Annotated in this window: 17 protein-coding genes; 8 read left to right on the plus strand and 9 right to left on the minus strand. The window is 70.1% G+C overall.

Annotated features, from left to right (window positions below; translation table 11 throughout):
• Positions 1-64 precede the first annotated feature (64 nt).
• The gene (locus AC1ROY_RS25530) at positions 65-979 is read left to right on the plus strand and encodes a LysR family transcriptional regulator (RefSeq protein WP_493151729.1); all 915 of its coding nucleotides are present in this window, start codon (positions 65-67) and stop codon (positions 977-979) included.
• 101 nt (positions 980-1,080) lie between these two features.
• On the opposite strand, the gene AC1ROY_RS25535 is transcribed toward AC1ROY_RS25530, so the two are convergent.
• The 5 genes from AC1ROY_RS25535 to AC1ROY_RS25555 form a co-directional block, all read right to left on the minus strand.
• Complete coding sequence (locus tag AC1ROY_RS25535; RefSeq protein WP_493151730.1) at positions 1,081-2,100, minus strand: amino acid ABC transporter substrate-binding protein; 1,020 nt, start codon at positions 2,098-2,100, stop codon at positions 1,081-1,083.
• Positions 2,097-2,909, minus strand: coding sequence for an IclR family transcriptional regulator (locus AC1ROY_RS25540; protein WP_493151731.1), 813 nt, complete (start codon positions 2,907-2,909; stop codon positions 2,097-2,099). Before AC1ROY_RS25540 ends, AC1ROY_RS25535 begins: the two co-directional genes overlap by 4 nt.
• A gap of 16 nt (positions 2,910-2,925) precedes the next feature.
• Positions 2,926-4,092 (minus strand): aminotransferase class V-fold PLP-dependent enzyme, encoded by a 1,167-nt coding sequence (locus AC1ROY_RS25545; protein WP_493151732.1) that lies wholly within the window; start codon positions 4,090-4,092, stop codon positions 2,926-2,928.
• A 288-nt stretch (positions 4,093-4,380) separates the two neighbouring features.
• Positions 4,381-5,346, minus strand: coding sequence for a Bug family tripartite tricarboxylate transporter substrate binding protein (locus AC1ROY_RS25550; RefSeq protein WP_493151733.1), 966 nt, complete (start codon positions 5,344-5,346; stop codon positions 4,381-4,383).
• A 2-nt stretch (positions 5,347-5,348) separates the two neighbouring features.
• On the minus strand, positions 5,349-6,158 hold the full coding sequence (locus tag AC1ROY_RS25555) for an aspartate/glutamate racemase family protein (protein ID WP_493151734.1): 810 nt from the start codon (positions 6,156-6,158) through the stop codon (positions 5,349-5,351).
• 224 nt (positions 6,159-6,382) lie between these two features.
• Between AC1ROY_RS25555 and AC1ROY_RS25560 the strand changes: the two genes are divergently transcribed.
• From AC1ROY_RS25560 to AC1ROY_RS25585, 6 genes are all read left to right on the plus strand, one after another.
• Positions 6,383-7,357 (plus strand): Bug family tripartite tricarboxylate transporter substrate binding protein, encoded by a 975-nt coding sequence (locus AC1ROY_RS25560; protein WP_493151735.1) that lies wholly within the window; start codon positions 6,383-6,385, stop codon positions 7,355-7,357.
• Positions 7,354-8,214: an alpha/beta fold hydrolase gene (locus AC1ROY_RS25565; RefSeq protein WP_493151736.1), complete on the plus strand. Its 861-nt coding sequence runs from the start codon at positions 7,354-7,356 to the stop codon at positions 8,212-8,214. The genes AC1ROY_RS25560 and AC1ROY_RS25565 overlap by 4 nt, the downstream gene beginning before the upstream one ends.
• Before the next feature lie 189 nt (positions 8,215-8,403).
• Positions 8,404-9,504, plus strand: coding sequence for a hypothetical protein (locus AC1ROY_RS25570; RefSeq protein WP_493151737.1), 1,101 nt, complete (start codon positions 8,404-8,406; stop codon positions 9,502-9,504).
• 10 nt (positions 9,505-9,514) lie between these two features.
• Complete coding sequence (locus tag AC1ROY_RS25575) at positions 9,515-10,330, plus strand: FAD binding domain-containing protein (protein ID WP_493151738.1); 816 nt, start codon at positions 9,515-9,517, stop codon at positions 10,328-10,330.
• Positions 10,327-13,047, plus strand: coding sequence for a molybdopterin-dependent oxidoreductase (locus AC1ROY_RS25580; RefSeq protein ID WP_493151739.1), 2,721 nt, complete (start codon positions 10,327-10,329; stop codon positions 13,045-13,047). The genes AC1ROY_RS25575 and AC1ROY_RS25580 overlap by 4 nt, the downstream gene beginning before the upstream one ends.
• Positions 13,044-14,006, plus strand: a complete 963-nt coding sequence (locus AC1ROY_RS25585) for an antibiotic biosynthesis monooxygenase (RefSeq protein WP_493151740.1) — start codon at positions 13,044-13,046, stop codon at positions 14,004-14,006. The genes AC1ROY_RS25580 and AC1ROY_RS25585 overlap by 4 nt, the downstream gene beginning before the upstream one ends.
• A 1-nt stretch (position 14,007) precedes the next feature.
• Here AC1ROY_RS25585 and AC1ROY_RS25590 read toward each other — a convergent pair whose 3' ends face one another.
• The 4 genes from AC1ROY_RS25590 to AC1ROY_RS25605 all read right to left on the minus strand — a co-directional run bounded on the left by AC1ROY_RS25590 (position 14,008) and on the right by AC1ROY_RS25605 (position 18,137).
• Positions 14,008-14,418, minus strand: a complete 411-nt coding sequence (locus AC1ROY_RS25590) for a Zn-ribbon domain-containing OB-fold protein (protein WP_493151741.1) — start codon at positions 14,416-14,418, stop codon at positions 14,008-14,010.
• 5 nt (positions 14,419-14,423) lie between these two features.
• Positions 14,424-15,620 carry a thiolase family protein gene (locus tag AC1ROY_RS25595; protein ID WP_493151742.1) on the minus strand — a complete coding sequence of 399 codons (1,197 nt, stop codon included), beginning with the start codon at positions 15,618-15,620 and terminating at the stop codon, positions 14,424-14,426.
• Positions 15,617-16,837: a CaiB/BaiF CoA transferase family protein gene (locus AC1ROY_RS25600; RefSeq protein WP_493151743.1), complete on the minus strand. Its 1,221-nt coding sequence runs from the start codon at positions 16,835-16,837 to the stop codon at positions 15,617-15,619. The genes AC1ROY_RS25595 and AC1ROY_RS25600 overlap by 4 nt, the downstream gene beginning before the upstream one ends.
• 178 nt (positions 16,838-17,015) lie before the next feature.
• Entirely contained in the window at positions 17,016-18,137 is a 1,122-nt protein-coding gene (locus tag AC1ROY_RS25605) for a CaiB/BaiF CoA transferase family protein (RefSeq protein WP_493151744.1), read from the minus strand.
• A gap of 161 nt (positions 18,138-18,298) precedes the next feature.
• Here AC1ROY_RS25605 and AC1ROY_RS25610 point away from each other — a divergent pair, with 161 nt between their 5' ends.
• Complete coding sequence (locus AC1ROY_RS25610) at positions 18,299-18,946, plus strand: GntR family transcriptional regulator (RefSeq protein WP_493151745.1); 648 nt, start codon at positions 18,299-18,301, stop codon at positions 18,944-18,946.
• Positions 18,947-18,991: the final 45 nt, after the last annotated feature.

The following is an 18,991-nucleotide window of genomic DNA, read 5'->3' on the forward strand; positions in this document are numbered from 1 at the left end:
ATCGGTGACAGATCAAAAACAAGCTGCGGGCTCACGCGGCGGGATGGAAGCGGGACAGGAGGCCATGGACCGGCTGCGGGCGATGGAGGTGTTCGTCAAGGCGGTGGAGGCCGGCAGCCTGTCGGGCGCGGCCGCGCAGCTCGACATCGCCAATGCCTCCGTCACCACGATGCTGCATCACCTGGAAGCGCATCTGGGCGTCACGCTGCTGCACCGCTCCACCCGCCACATCCGCCTGACCGAGGACGGCGCCGCCTATTACGAGCGCTGCAAGGCCATCCTGGGCGCCATCGACGAGGCGGAATCCAATTTCGGTGGAGGCGGGCTGAAGGGCGTGCTGCGGCTGGAGGCGCCGATCGCCTTCGGCCACCTCATCATCGCGCCCTCCCTGGCGCGCTTCGCGGAACAGCATCCGGAGCTGCGGGTCGTCATCAGCCTCAACAACATCGTGGACAGCCTGGTCCGCCGCGGGATCGACGTGGCGATCCGCTTCGACGAGGTGGACACGGGCGACCTGGTGGCCCGGCCGCTCTACCATGGGAACCATGTGCTCTGTGCCGCGCCCGGCTTTCTGGCGCCGCCGCATCCGCGCGAGATCGACGCCCGGCGCTGCCTCGGCTTCGCGGAGCAGCCGAGCGGCGCCGTGCGCCCCTGGCGCTTCCGCCAGGGCGAGGAGAGCGTCGAGCTGGTGCCGGACGCCAACCTCTTCTTCAACAGCAGCGACGCGCTGATGCAGACCGCCGCGCGCGGCGCCGGCATGGTCTACGTGCTGGACGTGCTGGCCGAGCAGTACCTGCGCCGCGGCGAGCTGGTGCGGCTGCTGCCCGACTGGGAGACGGACGGGCAGAGCTTTTATGCGATCTACCCGAAGACGCGCTTCACCCCGCCCAAGGTGCACGCGATCATCGAGTTTCTGTCCGGCCTGTTTCCGTCGGAGCTGATGCCACGCGGGCCGGTGCCGATCCGGGGGCAGTCCTGAGGAGAAGATCGAGGGGCTTCGGCCCTCGTTGTCTCCGCTTCGCGGCCAACCCCAGCAGGAACCTCAGGTTCTTGCATCTCCGATCAGTTGAAGGGTCCAGCTCAGCGGAACGGGATGGCGTAGAGCAGCCCGCCGCGGGTCCACAGATTGTTCAGGCCGCGCTCCAATCCGACCGGGGAGCCCCGGCCGAGGTTGCGCTCGAAGATCTCGCCGTAGTTGCCGACACGGCGCAGCACCTGGAAAGCCCAATCCTCCGACAGGCCCAGCGCCCGCCCGAAGCCCGGCGTGACGCCCAGGATGCGCTGGATGTTGGGATCGGGCGACCGGCGCATCGCCTCGACGTTCTCCCGCGTCAGCCCGACTTCCTCCGCCTCGATCAGCAGCATGAGCGTCCAGGCGACGATGTCGCGCCACTCCTCGTCGCCGTGCCGGACCATCGGGCCCAGCGGCTCCTTGCTGATGCGGTCCGGCAGGATGACGTGGTCGTTCGGGTTGCGCAGCGCCGAGCTCCGCAGCGCCGCGAGCTGCGAGGAATCGGTCGTGATGGCATCGCACCGCCCAGCCTGGTAGGCGGCGGTCATCTCGTCCATCGAGGAGAGCACCACGGGGCGCAGCTGGATGTTCTCGCGGCGGTTGAAGTCCGCGAGGTTCAGCTCGGTAGTCGAGCCCGGAAGCACGCAGACGGTGGCGCCGTCCAGCTGCCGCGCCGCCGTCACGCCGGACTGGCGCGTCACCATGAAGGCCTGCCCGTCATAGAAATTCACGCCGGCGAAGTTGAACCCCAAGGCCGTGTCGCGCGTCAGGGTCTGGGTGACGTTGCGCGCCAGCAGGTCCAGTTCGCCCGATTGCAGCGCGGTGAAGCGCGTCTGGTAGGAAGTCGGCACGAAGCGCACGCGCTCGCTGTCACCCAGCACGGCGGCGGCCACGGCGCGGCAGAAATCCGCGTCCAGCCCCTGATAGTTGCCGCGGCTGTCGGGGGCCGAGAAGCCCGCCACGCCTTGATTGACGCCGCACACCAGCTGCCCTCGGGCCCGCACGGCGTCGCGCGTGGGTCCGGCCTGGGCGAGGCTGGGGAGGACAAGCGGAAGCGCGGCCATTGCGGCCAGGAGGGAAAGCTTCATGGGGTTGGCTCCTCTGCGGTGGGAAACGAGTCGTCCGGTTCGTCGGATTCGAGGCTGGCGGACAGGGCGGCGGCCGTACGCCGCAGGGTGGGAATCAGCGCGCGCAGGCCGCCCTCGCCCAGGCGGGCCAGCGGCACGGTCAGGCCCAGGGCCGCGACCATGCGGCCCTGGGTGTCGCGGATGGGAACGGCGCCGCCAGCCACGCCCTCCACGAGCTCCTCCGAAGTCAGGGCGAAGCCCTCCGCGCGCACCGTCTCGAGCTCGGCGAGCAGGGCGTCGGCGTCGGTGACGGTCTTCGGCGTGTGGCGTTCCAGCACGAGGCTGCGCACGAGGCGCTCCCGCGCGGCCGACGACATCTCGGCCAAATGCAGCTTGCCGGTGGAGGTGCAGTGAAGCGGCGCCCGGCGCCCCGGCTCGAACTGCAGGCTGGCAGGGCGGACGGCACGCGCGGTGGCCAGATAGACCACCTGCCCCGCACGCACCGTGCCGACCTCCACCTGCTCGCCGAGTTCCTCGGCAAGGTCCCGCAGGATGGCATCCCGCGCCGCGTCACCGAAGGCCGCCGCGGCGACCGACCAGGCCATCTCGATCAATCGTGGCCCGACCGAGACGCGCCGGGATGTCGCGGCGCGCTGGAGCCAGCCGGTTTCCAGCAGTTGCGCGACGATGCGGTGGGCCGTGGGCAGGGGCAGATCCAACGTCGTGGCGAGGTCGGCGATTGCGACCGGGCGACGCTTGTCCGCCACCGACGACAGGACGGCCAGCGCCTTTCCGGTCGGCCCTTCCGCGTGTCTTGGCGTCTGAGTCACGGGCGGAGCCGCGTCGTCAAGCCACCTGCCGGGCCGGATGCTTCGTCGCCAGCTTGGCGCGGATGATGCTCAGCAGCCGATCGACATCGACCTCGGTGTTGAACAGAGCGAAGGAGACGCGGATGCCGTCGCGCTCGGGCGAGATGCGCACGTCATGGGACGCGAGATGCTCCAGCCAGGCCTCCACGGGCAGGTCGAGGACTATGATGTGCGACCGCCAGCGCCGGGCGCGCGGCCCGACGATGCCGATCCCCAGCGCGTCCAATCCGGCGATCAGCCGCTCGCCCAGGTCGAGAACATGCTGCTCGATAGGGGCGACGCCCGCGCCCTCGATCAGATCGAGCGCCGCGTCGAGGGCGTGGATGTCGGGCAGGTTCAGGTTGCCCATCTCGAACCGGCCCGCGCCGGCTCTGAGCGCGATGTCGTCCGGCCGCGCGACGAGGTCGGCCGGCGGGTCGGCGAGGCTGGAGGCGGCGAGGTAGGCCGGCTGCAGGTGCGAGAGCGCCCCGTCGACGTAGAGCAGGCCGAGGCCCTGCGGCACGAGCAGGCCCTTGTGGCAGCCGGCCGCGACCATGGAGGCTCCGATGCGCTTGACGTCGAAGGGCAGCACTCCGAGCGACTGCATGGCGTCCACCACCAGAAACAGGCCGTGCTGTCGGCAAAGCGCTCCGATCCCCTCGAGATCGAAGCGGTGGCCGGCGTGAAAGGTGACGTGAGACAGCGAAATGGCGCGGGTGCGAGGCGTGATGTGCGGCGCGAAGGTCTCCGCCGTCGCCGTCTCGCCCTCAAGCGGCAGGAAGCGCACCACCACGCCGCGCCGGCGAAGGTTGAGAAAGGCGTAGGCATTGTTGGGATGGTCGCCGTGCACCATCAGCACCTCGTCGCCCTCGCGGAGCGGCAGGGCGTTGGCGGCGATGTTGAGGCCTTCCGATGTGTTCTTGGTGAAGGCGACCTCTCCGGGCTCGGCGCCAATGAGGCGAGCCACGCGCGCACGGATCTGTTCCACCCGCGCCAGCCACACGGGCTTAGGGCCAGCCGCGTCGAGACCCTCGTCGTAGAAACGGAGCAGCGCGGCGCGGACAGGGGTTGAGAGCGGCGCCTGATGCGCGCTGTCCAGGTAAAGCATCCGCTCGGTCACGGGGAACAGCGCGCGGATCTGGTCGACGTCGAACCCTTGAGACATGCGGGGCGGCTCTCTGCTACGCGGCCGGTGGCTTTGACGGCCACCGGGCTTGCGGTTGCGGGTGGCCAGGGTTTGCCAAGCCGCTTCCGCGCGCTCAACCGTATTTTCGAAAATCGAGTAGAATTATTCCGAAAAATGAGAAAATATGGCCGCTCCGCAAGTGGGACGTTGCTCGGCCCTGGGAGAGCATTCGGCACCCAATGGCTCGCTTGGAGCGGCCGGCATTGGGCCATCGGTTGGCTCCGAAGGCGCAGGTGAAGGCATGACAGAAGGGGCAGAGCCCTCGCCTCACTCGATCCGAATATTCGCTGCCCGGACCACCTCGGCCCAGCGCGTCTGCTCCTCGGCCATGAAGCGGATCGTCTCCTCGGGCCCGGCCGCGATGATGCGCGCGCCGGGCAGCCGGGCCGCCACATCGGGTGCCCGCAGCACGCGCGTGAAGACCTCGTTCAGCCGGGCGACCACCGGCACCGGGGTGCCGGCGGGCGCCAGGACCCCGAACCAAGGGCCCGCCACGAAGCCGGGAAGGCCGGACTCGCTCGCGGTCGGCACGTCGGGCAGGGCCGGCACACGCTCCAGCGTCGTGACCGCGATGGCCCGCAGCTTGCCCTCCTGGATGGAGGGGAGCTGGAAGTTCAGGTTATCGATCGTCATCTGCACCCGGCCGGCCAGCAGGTCCGCCATGGCGGGCGCGCTGCCGCGATAGGGCACGTGGGTGATGTCCAGTCCGCCGGTCCGCAGCTTGAACAGCTCCATGCCGAGATGCGAGCTGCCGCCGACGCTGTTGGACGCGTAGCTGTACTGGCCGGGATTGGCCCGGATCAGCGCGATGAGCTCCGGCAGCGTCCGCGCCGGCACGCTCGGATGCACCACCAGCACATTGGGGACCTCGGCCGCCAGGATGACCCCGGCGAAGTCGCGGACCGGGTCATAGGCGGGGCGGACCGACATGAGGGGGCTCACCACATGCGGCACCGAGGCCATGAGCAGCACGTAGCCATCCGCCGGCGCCCGCGCGACGAGCTCGCTGCCCAGCATGCCGGCACCGCCGGGCCGGTTCTCGACCACCACGGGCTGGCCCAGGACGGAGCTCGCGCCCTGCGCCATGAAGCGCGCGAGGATGTCGTTGAACCCGCCGGCGGAGAAGGAGACGATCAGCCGGACCGGCCGGTCGGGATAGGCGCCCTGCGCCCGCAGCGTCCCGGGCAGCGCAAGGGGCAGGCCCGCCCCGAGGAGGAGGCGCCGATCGATCATGGTCATTCCTCCTGGCCGCTGGCGTAGATGCCGCCATAGGCCTTGGTCAGCTCGTCCATCTGCGCCTCGGGCGGGCGGGCATAGGCGAGGCGCCGGCTGGTGAAGTTGCCGCCCTGCAGCGCGCGGAGCTTCACGGCCATCTCGCCGGCCTTCACGAGCGCGGCGACGCCGTTGGGGATGATGGCGCCGCCGGGGAGCCTGGTGATCCCGGCTTCCGCGACCAGCGTCATCACCACGCCCACGGCCGGGATCACCACCTCGGCCCCGGCGGCCGAGACCTCCTCGGCCGCCGCGATGAAGCGGGCGAGCAGGTCGTCCCGCGCAGCGGGATCGCGAAAGCCGAGATCGAGGTCGACCAGCCGCACGACCTGCATCCGGCCGCTCGCCACGAGGCGGCTGCGCAGCCCGTAGGCGGTGATGTTCTCCTCGACCTTCACGCGGTGCTTGTCGTTGGAGGCGACGATGCCGAAGCGCGAGCCCATCATGCAAGAGAGGTGCACGACGGTCTCGCAGAGACCCAGCACAGGGATGCCGGCCAGCTCGCGCGCCTGCTGCAGGCCAGGATCGGCGATGTTGCCGAGCAACACGGCGTCATAGCCCTCGGCCTCGGCGCGGCGGACGTTCTCCAGCACCTCGATGGTCTCGATGAATTCCAGGTAGCGGTACTGGTCGCCGATGCCGCCGCGCTGCTCGATGCCGTGCACGTCGATGGTCGTGCCGGGATCCGCGGCCTGGTCGAGGAGGCGCCGGAGCGCGGCATTGTAGGCCGGCCAGGCGTCTGGCCGCGTCAGGGATTGGTACCAGAGGCGCATGCGACAACATTCCCTCATACGGGCCGCGCGAAGGGAGGATCGCCGCATGCCCTCGCCCCTTCGGGCGCTTGACGCGAGCATAGCCGCGCTGTGGGAAGTTCGACGGCCCTCGCCGTCCAAAAACACCATTCGGTATCGCTGAATAACGGCGGGCTTCCCGGCGCGCTTATAGTCCCCGCGTCGAACCGGATCCTGCAACGCGTCCGGAGGCACAGGAGGATCCCATGAAGACGATGCGCCGGGCCTTGCTGTCCGGTCTTCCGGCTCTCTTCGCCGCCGGCACGGCCCAGGCCGCCTTCCCCGACCGGCCGATCCGCGTGATCGTGCCCTACGCCCCCGGCGGCAATGTGGACATCGTGGCGCGGCTGCTGGGGCCCGGGCTCTCCGCCCGGCTCGGTCAGCCCGTCGTGGTGGAGAACCGGCAGGGCGCCGGCGGCGGCGTGGGCGCGGATGCCGTCGTGCGCGCGCGGCCGGACGGCTACACGCTGCTCGCCGGTTCCAACGGACCGCTGACGGTCAATCCGGTTCTCCAGGCCAACCTCACCTACGACCCGCTGCGCGACCTCGCGCCGATCGCCATGGCGAGCCGCGTGCCGCTGGCGCTGGTGGCGAAGCGCGACCTGCCGGCGCGCAGCCTGGCGGAGCTCGTGGCGCTGTCGAAGTCGCGCCCCGACGGGCTGGGCTTCGCCTCGACCGGCACCGGGACGGTGACGCATCTGACGCTGGAGCGCTTCAAGGCGGCGACCGGCGCGAACCTGCTGCACGTGCCCTATCGGGGCGGCGGCTCGGTCGGCGCCGACGTCATCTCCGGCGTGGTGGATGGCGCCGTCTTCGAGCTGAACACCGCCCTGCCCATGCACCGCTCGGGCGACGTCCGCATCCTGGCCATCGCCTCCACCCATCGCTCGCCCCAGCTGCCGGACGTGCCGACCTTCATCGAGGGCGGAGTGCCCAACTTCACGGCCGGGAGCTTCGTCGGGCTGCTGGCGCCGGTCGGCATGCCCGTGGACATCATGGAGAGCCTGCGCAGGGCCATGATCGCATCGATCGCGGAGCCAGTCTTCCAGAGCCGCATCACCGAGGCCGGGGGCGAGGTCTCGGCCGAGGCGGAACAGACCTCCGCCGGCTTCGCCGAATTCATCCGCGGTGAATTGTCCCGCACGCGCGAAGCGGCGGCCGCGGCGGGGCTGACGCCTTGAAGCGCGGCTACGTCGACGCTCCGCAGGGCCAGATCCACTACGTCACCGAGGGCGAGGGCCCGCCCCTGGTCCTGATCGGCTCGGCCGGCCGATCCGCCCGCGTCTTCGACGGGCTGATCCAGCTTCTGTCACCGGATTTCCGCGTCCTGGCCATCGACGTGATGGGCTGCGGCAATTCGGACCCGCTGCCTGATGGCGCCGGGATCGAGGCGCTCGCCGGCAATGTCGTGAGCGTGCTGGATGCGCTCGGCATCGAGCGGGCGCATTTCTACGGCTTCCAGACCGGCAACAAGATCGGGGCCGCGCTCGCGGCGCGCTGGCCCGACCGCGTGGACCGCGTCGTGCTCGCGGGACAGTCGCATAGCCTCGTGCCGGACAAGGCGCACCGGGACGCCGTGATCCTGGGCAATGTCTCGCACTACTTCGGGGAGCGGGGCAGCGAGGCGGCGGAGCTGCTGAAGCTCTGGGCCACGGGGTTCCGCCGGATCTCGGACATCTGGTGGCACGGCTCGCTCTTCTCGCCGCCGCACAATCCAGCGGAATTCGAGCGCGCGCGGGCCGCCACCATCGACCGGGTGCAGGCGCTGCCCGACGCGGCCAGGACCTACGAGGCGAACTTCGCCTACGACCTCGGCACCGACCTCCGGCGCATCGCGGCCCCGACCCTGCTGATCGAGGTCGTGACGCCGACCGAGGACAAGACGATCGGCCGGCAGGGACAGCGGCTGCTGGAGATCATGCCCGGAACCGAGCTGGTAGTGCTGCAGGAGGAGGACGGGCCGAGCCACGCCGTCACCCTCGCTGCGCAGTACCCCGGGCTGGCCGTGCTTCTCCGTCGGTTCCTGTCGGCGGGGTAGCCTCGAGCGGATCGCGGCCGTTGCGACCCGGTTCCTGTTCTCCGATGCTCAAAGCGAGCGCGCCGGCGGGTCGCTCGGGACTCGCCTTTGTTGAACGCGCGCCTCCTTCGGTTCAAACTCCCCCAACAGCCTGAGCACCCGCCGGCCCGTTTGGCCGATGGCAAATCCCTGACCGATAAGAGGATACCCATGGCCCTACGTATCGCGCGGTTGCGCTTCGCCATCGCCGCCCTCGGCTGGATCGCGACAGCATCGCCGTCCGGGGCGGCAGATCTATCGACGGCCTTGCGCCCCATCGCGGGAACGCTCGACACGCCGCCCCAGGCGGTTGCCGACCGGAACATCCTCGCGCTGAACACGGCCATGTTCGAGCTCTACGGCGACGCGGCACGGGTGTTCCAGCGCAACATCCTCAACCGGCATCCCGTCATCCTCGGCATGTTCTCCGGCGCCGGGGGGCGGCTGATCCTGTACCGGCCGGGCCAGGAGCCGCTCGAGGCGCCGCAGGTGCCCGCCGTCTACCAGCTGCTCAAGTCCCTGGGCCACAGCACGCTGGCGATCACCCAGGTGGTCGGCCCCTATCTCGACAATCCCGCCAACCAGGCCTGGCGCGCGCCCATGCTGGCCTTCCGCTCGCGCATGGCCTCGGCGCTCGAGACGCTCGACCAGTCCGGAGTGCCTGAGGCTTGGCGCGCCAACAGCCGGGCGATCCTCCAGAACAACATCGCCTTCATGGACGCCGCGGCGGGGAAGGGCGTCATCACCACCGCCGACCTCGAGGCCTATGGCGCGCGGCAGCGGCCCTTCCTGGCCCATGCGATCGCCTGGGCGGCGCAGACCCAGGTCGCGCATTGGATGGGCGTCCTGGAGCAGTGGAAGGCCATGCTCGGCGGCGACTGGGACAAGGCCTATGCCGCCAGCAACACCATCTACGTGGCGCGGCAGAACAACATCCTCTTCAGCGTGCTCGCGCAGTTCTTCGGGGCCGAGGCCATCAACGACCGGCTGCTGCTGATCGAGACCATCTCCTTCACCTCCACCCAGGCGGACCTGCTGGAATCGCTGACGCGGATCATCGCGGACCGTACGGTGGGCTCCGTCTTCTTCGGCAACTACCGTCTCATGGACTACGAGCTCATGGGCGGCGACGCCCGCGCCGCGATCATCGCCGAGACCACGCGCCGCGGCATGCAGCCGGTGCTGCCGCCGGCCGTGCCCTTCGGCTCGAACCAATGGCCGATGCTCATCACGACCGGGCCGGGGCCGACCTCCCTCGCCGAGCTGCCCTGAGCCCGCCGCCATGGACCTCAACGTCGTCCGGACGCTGCTCCGGCCCAGCCGTGTGGAGGAGATCGCCGGCTGGGGCGAGGGCCATGCCTGGCTCGCCGGCGGGACCTGGCTCTTCTCCGAGCCGCAGCCGCGGACCGACACGCTCGTGGATCTCGCCGGCCTCCGCTGGCCGGCGCTGGAAATCGGCGACGACGGGCTGACCATTGCGGCGACCTGCCGCATCACCGAGCTCTACGACTTCACGGGGCCGGAGAGCTGGACGGCCCTTCCGCTGGCGCGCGAATGCTGCGAGGCCTTCCTCGCCTCCTTCAAGATCTGGAATGCCTCGACGGTCGGCGGAAATGTCTGCATGTCGCTGCCGGCGGGACCGATGATCTCGCTGACCGCCGCGCTGGAGGGAGTCTGCACGATCTGGCCCCGCGCCGGCGCACCATGGACGATCCCCGTCGCCGACTTCGTCACCGGCAACCACACGAACGTGCTGCAGCCGGGCGACCTGCTGCGCAGCATCCACCTGCCGGCGGCCACGCTGACTAAGGCCTATGCGATGCGGCACATGTCGCTGACGAAGCTCGGCCGCTCGGCGGCCCTCGTCATCGGCACGCGCGGGGCGTCGGCGGACCTTCTGCTCACCATCACGGCCGCCACCCGCCGGCCGATGCAGCTCCGCTTTCCCGCCACGCCGACGGCCACGGAGCTGCGCGAGGCCATCGACCGCGCCGTCGCGCCCGACCATTGGTTTCCGGACGTGCACGGCTCGGCCGCCTACAAGCGGCACGTCGCCTGCCACTTCGCCGAGCAGATCCGCGAGGAACTAGCGGCATGAACGACGTCGCCGCCTCCCTGTTCACCGTCGACGGCCAGCCGGTCGACGCGGCGCCGCGGCCAGGGCAATGCCTCCGCACCTTCCTGCGCGAGCAGAGGTCCTTCGGCGTTAAGAAGGGGTGCGACGCCGGGGATTGCGGCGCCTGCACCGTCTGGCTCGACGGCATGCCCGTGCATTCCTGCATCACACCTGCCTTCCGCGCCGAGGGTCGCGCCGTCACCACCATCCGCGGCCTGGGGCAGCCGGGGCACCTTCACCCCATGCAGCAGGCCTTCCTCGATGCGGCCGGCTTCCAGTGCGGCTTCTGCACGGCCGGCATGATCATGACCGCCGCCGCGCTGGACGAGGCGCAGCGGCAGGACCTGCCGCATGCGCTCAAGGGCAATCTCTGCCGCTGCACCGGCTACCGCTCCGTCGCGGATGCGGTGCTTGGCCTCGGCCGGCCCGACGCCGATGTCGCCGGCTCCGCCTGCGGGGCCAGCCTCGGCAATCCCTTCGGCGAGGCGATCGTCACCGGCACGGCCCGCTACACCATGGATGTGGCCGTCGAGGGCCTGCTGCACATCAAGGTGCTGCGCTCGCCGCACGCCCACGCCCGCATCATCAGGATCGAGCGGGCGCGCGCCCAGGCGATGGCCGGCGTCGCCGCCGTCCTGACCTGGGAGGACGTGCCGCGCCGGCTCTACAGCACGGCGACGCATGAGGACCATCTCGTCGACCCCGACGACACCTACATGCTGGACGACGTCGTGCGCTTCGCCGGCCAACGGGTGGCCGCCGTGGTCGCCGAGAGCGAGGCCGTCGCCGAGGCCGCCATAGGGCTCATCGAAGTCGAGTACGAGTTGCTGCCCGCGGTCTTCGACCCCGTGGCGGCCATGCGGCCGGACGCGCCCATGCTGCACGACAAGCCCGGCTACGGCGCGCGCGGCAACGTCTATGTCGACATCCGCAGCGAGGTTGGCAGCGTGGCCGAGGGCTTCGCCGAAGCCGAGGTGATGCACGAGGGCAGCTACTCCACCTCCCGCGTGCAGCACGTCCATCTGGAGACCCACGGCACCATCGCCTGGCGCGGGCCGGACGGCCGCGTCCATGTGCGCACCAGCTCGCAGGCGCCCTTCATCGTCCAGCAGAAGCTGTCGTATCTCTTCGGCCTCAGAGCGCGCGACCTGCACGTCTTCACCGAGCGCGTCGGCGGCGGCTTCGGCGGCAAGCAGGAGATGGTCACCGAGGATCTCTGCGTCCTCGCGACCCTCCTGACCGGCCGCCCCGTCGCCTGGGAGTACACGCGCGAGGAGCAGTTCACCGCGGCCACCACGCGCCACCAGATGACCACGCGGGTGAAGCTCGGCGCGCGGCGGGACGGCAGGCTGACGGCCATCGAGATCGGCGTGGTCTCCAACACGGGCGCCTATGGCGGCCACGCCAGCGAGACGCTGGCGGCCTCGCTCTCCGGGCCGGTGATGGTCTACCGCTGCGCCAACAAGAAGGCCGAGGGCTCGGCCGTCTACACCAACCTCGTGCCGGGCGGCGGCTTCCGCGGCTATGGCGCGTCGCAGACGACCTTCGCCGTCGAATGCGCGATGGACGACCTCGCGCGGAAGCTGGGCCTCGACCCGCTGGCGCTACGCCGGCTCAACATGATCCGTCCGGGCGACTGGATGGAGGCGATCTGGCCGGAGACCTCCGACATCGACTTCGGCAGCTACGGGCTGGACCAGTGCCTGGACCTCGTGGAGCAGGCGCTCGCGAGCGGGCGCGGAGCGGCCTGTCCGGAGGACGCGGACTGGCTGGAGGGCTCCGGGGCCGCGCTGGCCATGCTGGAATGCGGCCCGCCGACCGAGCACCGCTCCTCCGCCCAGATGCGGCTGCTGGCGGACGGCAGCTACCACCTGGCCGTGGGCTCGACGGAAATGGGCAACGGCTCGGTCACCTCCCACCGGCAGATCGCAGCCGAGGTCCTGGGCTGCCGCGCGGCCGACATCGCCATCGTCAATGCCGACACCGACCTCGCGCCCTACGACACCGGCACCTTCGCCAGCACCGGCACCGTAGTGGCCGGCAAGGCGGTGGAGCTCACTGCGATCGCGCTGCGCGAGAACATCCTGGACTTCGCCAGCCGGCACACCGGCACGGAGCGTGCGCATTGCGCGCTCGTCGCGGGCGGCGTGCATCACGGCAACCGCCGGACCCCGCTCTCCCAGCTGTTCCCGGCAGGGATGGCCGCCGGCCACCGCTTCCAGGCCAAGCGCAAGAGCTACCTCGCGCCGCGCACGGTCGCGTTCAACGTGCATGGCGTGCGGCTCGCGGTGCACCGCGTCACCGGCGAGATCCGCATCCTGCACAGCGTCCATGCGGCCGACATCGGTCGTCCCATCAACCCGGAGCAGTGCCGCGGCCAGATCGACGGCTCGATCGGGATGGGATTCGGCTGGGCCCTGACCGAGAACTTCGTCCATGGCGCCGGGGGAAACGTGGTCAATCCGAGCCTGCGCAACTACCGCATCCCCTCCTTCGCCGACGTCCCCGCGAGCGAGGTGATGTTCGCGGACACCTATGACCGCATCGGCCCGCTCGGCGCGAAGTCGCAGGGCGAATGCGCCATCAACCCCATCGCGCCGGCCATCGCGAATGCGCTGGCGAAAGCAACCGGACGGCGCTTCGCCCACCTGCCGCTGACGCCGGACCACATCTTCGAAGGCCTCGACGCATCCGCATGAGCGCTGCCCCTCTACAACCCGTCACGGTCATCACCCAGACCCGCGCGCAGCCTGGCGAGGAGCAGGGCTTCGGGCGCTGGCAGGCCAGGATCAGCGCTGTGGTCGCGGACCAGCCGGGCTTCCTCGACCAGTCGCTGCTGCCGCCTCATCCGCCGGGCCAGATGGACTGGGTGGTGCTGCAGAGATTCCAGGATTCCCCCTCGGCCCTGGCCTGGCTGAACTCCGCCGCGCGCCTCGCGCTGCTGGCGGAGGGCGCCCCGCTGCTCGCCGGCGGCGACGACGTCCATCTCGTCACCGACCTCGAGGGCGGCGCCCGACCAGCGCCCGTGTCGGTCGTCTTCTCCACGCGGCTGAAGCCGGGCGGCGAGGCGGCGTTCCGGGCCTGGCAGCAGCGCGTCGGCGCGGCGCAGGCGGGCGCGCCCGGCTTCCAGGGCTACCGCTTCGAGCCGCCGGTGCCCGGCGTGCAGGAGGACTGGCTCGGAATCCTGCGCTTCGACAGCGAGGAGAACCTGCAGCTCTGGCTCGCCTCGCCCGTGCGCCTGGCGCTGGTGAAGGAGGCCGAAGCCTTCACCGAAACCTATCGCGCGCGCATCGCGCGGACGGGCTTCGACCAGTGGTTCGATGGAGGAACCAGGCCAGGCGCGGCGCCGCCGGCCTGGAAGCAGAACATGGTGGTGCTGGCGCTGCTCTATCCGGTGGTGTTCCTGTTCGGCCATTGGGTCCAGACGCCGCTGTTCGTGGCCCGCTTCGGCTGGCCCTTCTGGTTCGCGCTGTTCCTGGGAAATGCCGTCAGCGTGCTGCTGCTGAGCCGGCTCGTGCCGTGGGCGGGGCGCGGGTTGGGCTGGTGGCTGCACCCCGGGCCCGAGCGGCGAGGATGGGCCGACCCCGCCGGGGCGGCGCTGCTCGCCGCCTTCTACGCGGCGTGCCTGCTGCTCTTCGCCCGCATGAGCGCGGCTTAGATCAATCCGCCAACTCGAAGCGGGGCAGGACCATCCCGTCGGGCATCGTGACATAGATCAGCCGGACGGCCCGCCCGATGCTGTCCGGTCCGGGCATGGCGCCCTCGAGGTTGGTGATCATCGTCGGCCCCTCCTCCAGGCGCACGGCGATGGAGTTGTAGGGCGCGGGATAGGCCGCCAGGTACTGCCGGTGGAACACCACCCAGGACAGGATCCTCCCCCGCCCGGAGACCTCCGTCCATTCCAGGTCGCAGGAGAGGCATTGCGGGCAGGCCGGTCCCGGCGGGTACTGCCAGGAGGAGCAGGCGCGGCAGCGTTGCAGGCGCATGGCCCGCGACGAGATGCTCTCCCACATCGGCTTGTCGTAGAGGCCCATGACGGGCTTCGGGGTCTTGGCTTCGATCGCGTTCATGTCCGTCACCGCCCGTAGATGATCGAGAAGCATTTTCCCGCGACGTCTGAGGTGTAGTGGGCATGGCGCGCATCCGCGACCTGCCGCTCCCCGCATTCGCCGCGCACCTGCCGCACGCATTCGATCTGGTGCGCCCAGCCCTGCATGTAGGTCTCCGAGAGATGCCCGCCGCTGGTGTTCACCGGCTGCCTTTGGCCAGGGCCGACGCCCTGCTCGCGCAGGAATTTTCCCACCTCGCCGACGCCGCAGTAGCCGTAGCCTTCCAAAGCCAGCGGCACGTGCACGGAGAAGCTGTCGTAGACCTGGAGGACGTCCATGTCCTTCGGCCCTAGCCCCGAGAGATCGTAGGACTGCGCCGCCGCCGCCTGCTGCGCGGGCAGGTAAAAATCGTCGATGCGCGGCTCCAAGCTGGTCGCGCCGCGGTTGAGGTCGAAGCGACCCACGCCCTCGATGAAGACGGGCTTGTCGGTGATGCGCTTCGCCCGCTCGGCCTCGGCCAGGATGAGCGCCACGCCGCCGTCGTTGATGAGGCAGTAGTCGAAGAGGTGCAGCGGCTCGCAGACGAAGGGCGAGGCCATGTAGTCCTCAATCGAGATGCGCTTGCGCATGATCGCGTTGGGATTCATCGAGGACCAGCCGCGCTGCGCGACCGCCACCTCGCCCATCTCCGCCTCGGTGAAGCCGCGCGCATGCTTGTAGCTCTGCAAGGTCAGCGCATAGAGCGCGCCCTGCGAGGTCAGTCCCCAAGGCGAATGGTAGACGTAGGAGAGGAAGGCGTTGCCGCCCATCGCCTCTGGCCCGCCATACTGCGTGCCGACGCTGCGCTGGTCGTTGCCGTAGACCAGCGCGACCACCTCGGCATAGCCGGCCTCGATCGCCATCACCGCCTGCGCCACGGCGAGCACGGCATCCGCCTGGTCGCCCCAGCGCGGATTGATGCCGGTCAGCTCACCCAGCCGCTCATAGGCCGTGGTGGGACCGGCGATCAGGCCGTCCACCTCGTCGCGGGAGATGCCGGCATCCTTCAGCGCGTTGTTGAAGGCGCGGATGCCGTAGCCGTAGGAATCTGTCGGCTGCTCGCCGGCGCGGCAACGGGCCCAGTCGCCCACCCAGTCGGTGTGGCCGATGCCGACCACGGCGGCCGCGCGCCTGTTGCGTGGGCTGGGGTGCTTGCGCGCGTAGTCGGGCTGCACGTGGTTCATGCCAGGATCTTCCTCTCCGCGAGCGCCGCGATCTCTTCGTGTTTCATGCCGAGCAACCCGATCAGCACCTCCTCCGTGTGCTCGCCGAAGAGCGGCGGACGCCCGAGCTCGACCCGCTCACCGTCAATGACGAAGGGCGGCGAGGTGAAGAGCGCCGGACCCATCTCCGGATGGTCCACCTGCTGCCAGAAGCCCCGCGTGGCGAGCTGCGCGTCGTCCTCCACCAGGTCGCGCGAGGAGGCGACGCGTGCCGCCGGCACGCCGGCATTCTGCAGAATGCCCGCCGCCTCCGTCGCGGAGCGGCCCGCGCACCAGGCGGCCACCGCTTCCTCCAGCTCGGCCCGCGCCGCGAGGCGGCCGGCGGAGGTGCAGAGGTCCGCACGCACCGCCAGATCCTGCCGTCCGATGGCCGCGGCCAGCGCGATCCACTCGCCATCCGCCTCCACCGCCACGGCGCACCAGTCGTCCTCGCCCTGGCAGCGGAAGACATTGTGCGGGGCGTCCGCGCGCGAGCGGTTGCCCGTATGCTCGGGCTCGGCGTTGGTCTGCGAAGCTTCGAGCAGGGAAGCCCCTACGAAATTCGCCGTGGATTCCACCTGACTGAGGTCGATCTTCATCCCCCGCCCCGTGTGGCGCCGGTGGCGCAGCGCCGCGAGCACGGCGAAGGCCGCGTGATAGGGATTGGCCGCATGGTCCGGGTAATGCGTGCCCGGGCCGAGCGGCTTCTCGCCATTGCCGTAGCCGGTCATCCACATCATCCCGGTGACGGCGGCGATGGTCATGCCCACGCCGAGCAGCGTGGAGAGCGGCCCCGCCTCGCCGTACATCGGCATGGAGAGGTAGATGATATCGGGCTTCACCGCCCGCACCTCGTCATAGGTGAGGCCCAGCCGCTCCATGGCGCCGGGGCCGAAATTGTTGCTCACCACGTCCGACTGGGCGATAAGCTTCAGCGCGATCGCATGGCCTTCCGGGCTCTTCAGGTCGAGCGAGATCGACTTCTTGCCGGTGTTGCGCGAGGCGAAGTAGCCGCTGCGGTTGGTGCCGGCCACGCCGTCGCGGAACGGCCCGCCGCGGCGCACCGGATCGGGGCGCGACATGCTCTCGATCTTGAGCACCTCCGCGCCGAAGTCGGAAAACACCTTGGTGCCGAAGGGCCCCGCGCCGGCCCAGGTCAGGTCGGTGAAGCGGATGCCGTTGAGGAAGTCGGGTTTCATGCCCTGGGACTCCTTGCCGAGTGATGGGGGGAGCGACTTCGAGGGGCTCCGCCCCTCGAGCACCCCGGCAGGAAACTCAGTTTCCTGCACCTTCGATCAGTTAAAGGGTCCAGGGATTTGTAATCCCTGGCGGGGAGCGCGAGGGGCAGGGCCCCTCGCATCGACAGCGCCCCCATCGCTAGCGCTGCCCGAGCGCCGGCGCCGGCGAGACGGACCAGACCGGCTCGGACAGCTTGTAGGGCGCGCCGGGGAAGCGGGCACCGCCCTCCCCCATCGGCACGAAGTAGTCGCGCCAGGCGAGTTGCTCGTCGTCCAGCACGTCGCGGACGCGGGCGACGGGGGCCATGACGATCCGGCGCTTCAGCGCGTTCTCGACCAGCTCCTGCCGGGTGAAATCGCGCGTGAAGGCCTCGAAGATCGGCTGGAACTCGGCGCGTGCCTCCGGCGTGGAGCGATAGGCGCGGCTGAGCCACTTCGGATCGCTGAACGGCACGAAGGAGGGGTGGTTCACCTCGCCCATCCAGGCCACCAGCGACTTCCAGGAGACGCCCGTGGTGGGCGGCGACGCCAGGAAGACATGACCGTCGCGGCAGGCGTAGATGTTCTCGCTGGCGTCGCGCGTGCCCTCGCCGGCGCGGTGCGAGACGCGGCGCTCCAGGTCCCAGACCTGGATGGCGTTCTGCAGGGAATGGGCGATGCACTCCTGCCCGGAGACGTCGATGATGTGGCCGCGGCCGCGCGTCTCCGCATCGAAGAGCGAGACGGCGATGGCCGCCCCCGCATAGACCGAGGTCACCATCGCGGACTGTCCGCCGGGCAGGCGCAGCGGCGGCTCGTCGCCGCGGCCGGTCATCCAGGCGATGCCGCCCGCCGACTGGATGGTGAGGTCCGAGGCCGGCGCGTCCTCCCATGGGCCGCTGAGGCCATAGGGCGAGACATAGGCGATGACCGAGGTGGGATTCAGCTCGCGCAGCCAGGGAATTTCCGCCGCGGAGAGCGGCCCGCCGCGCTCCATCACCACGATGGCAGCCTCGCGCGCGAGGTCTGCGAGGCGCGCGCGGCCCTCGTTGCCGGCCAGGTCGAGCACGAGGCTCTGCTTGCTGGCGTTGAAGAAGGCGAAGGCCTCCGCCCCCCCCGGGCGGGCGGCGGTGTCGCGGGCGCGGTCGGGCAGGCCGCCCGGCGGCTCGATCCGGATCACCTCGGCGCCCAGATCCGCGAAGAGGCGCGTGGCGTAGCGGCCGAGGTCGTGCGTCATGTCGAGGATGCGGATGCCCGAATAGGGGCGGAAGGACTCCGTCATGCGGCGGCTCCGTTGGCGTGGGATGGACCGATCGGGCGCCACGATTTCCGTGTGCCTATATAATTTATATTTAGCCCGCACACCGAATTCGTGAGATTGGAGGCACCGGCGGTCTGGCTTAGGCGTACCGCGGATTTCGCGACGAATCGGAGACGGTGGGAATGGCGTTCGAGACCAAGCAGGATCAGGTGGCCGAGATCCTGCGGGAAAGGATCATCGCGGGGGCCTATCCCCGCGGGATGAAGCTGAAGCAGTTCGACATCGCCCAGGAGCTGGGCGTCTCCATCACCCCCGTCCGCGAGGCGCTGCACATCCTGGAGGCCGAGGGCTTCGTCGAGGGCGCCTCGCACAAGGGGCTGACCGTGCCGCTCGTCGCGCCGGAATCCGCTCGCGAGATCTTCGACCTCCGGCTGCTGCTGGAGCGCGACCTGACCGCCCGCGCACTGCAGCGGATGGATGCGGCCATGCTGGCGGAGCTGCGGCGCCGCCAGGTCATCATCGCCGCCATCGCCGGCGGGCAGGACCGCCTCGCCAGCCGGACCGAGAACTACCGCTTCCACTTCCGCCTCTACGCGCTTGCCGAGCGACCGCAGACACTGCAGTTCGCCCGCGTGCTGTGGGCGAAGTACCCCTTCATCAGCCAGGAGCTCGGCGGGCGGCGCATGAAGCATGTCGACGAACACGAGGTCTTCCTGCGCCACATCGAGGCCGGCGAGATGGACCTCGCGGTCGAGGCCATGGTCGCCCACATCCAGAGCGGCTGGAACGACCTCCGCGCCGACTTCGCCACACGAACCGCCGCGCAATAGCGCCCCGGTTCTTTCGCCGTTCCTGGCGTGCAGCAGCATCACGGC

It is taken from the genome of Roseococcus sp. GW821-FHT12F05, from assembly GCF_058806835.1.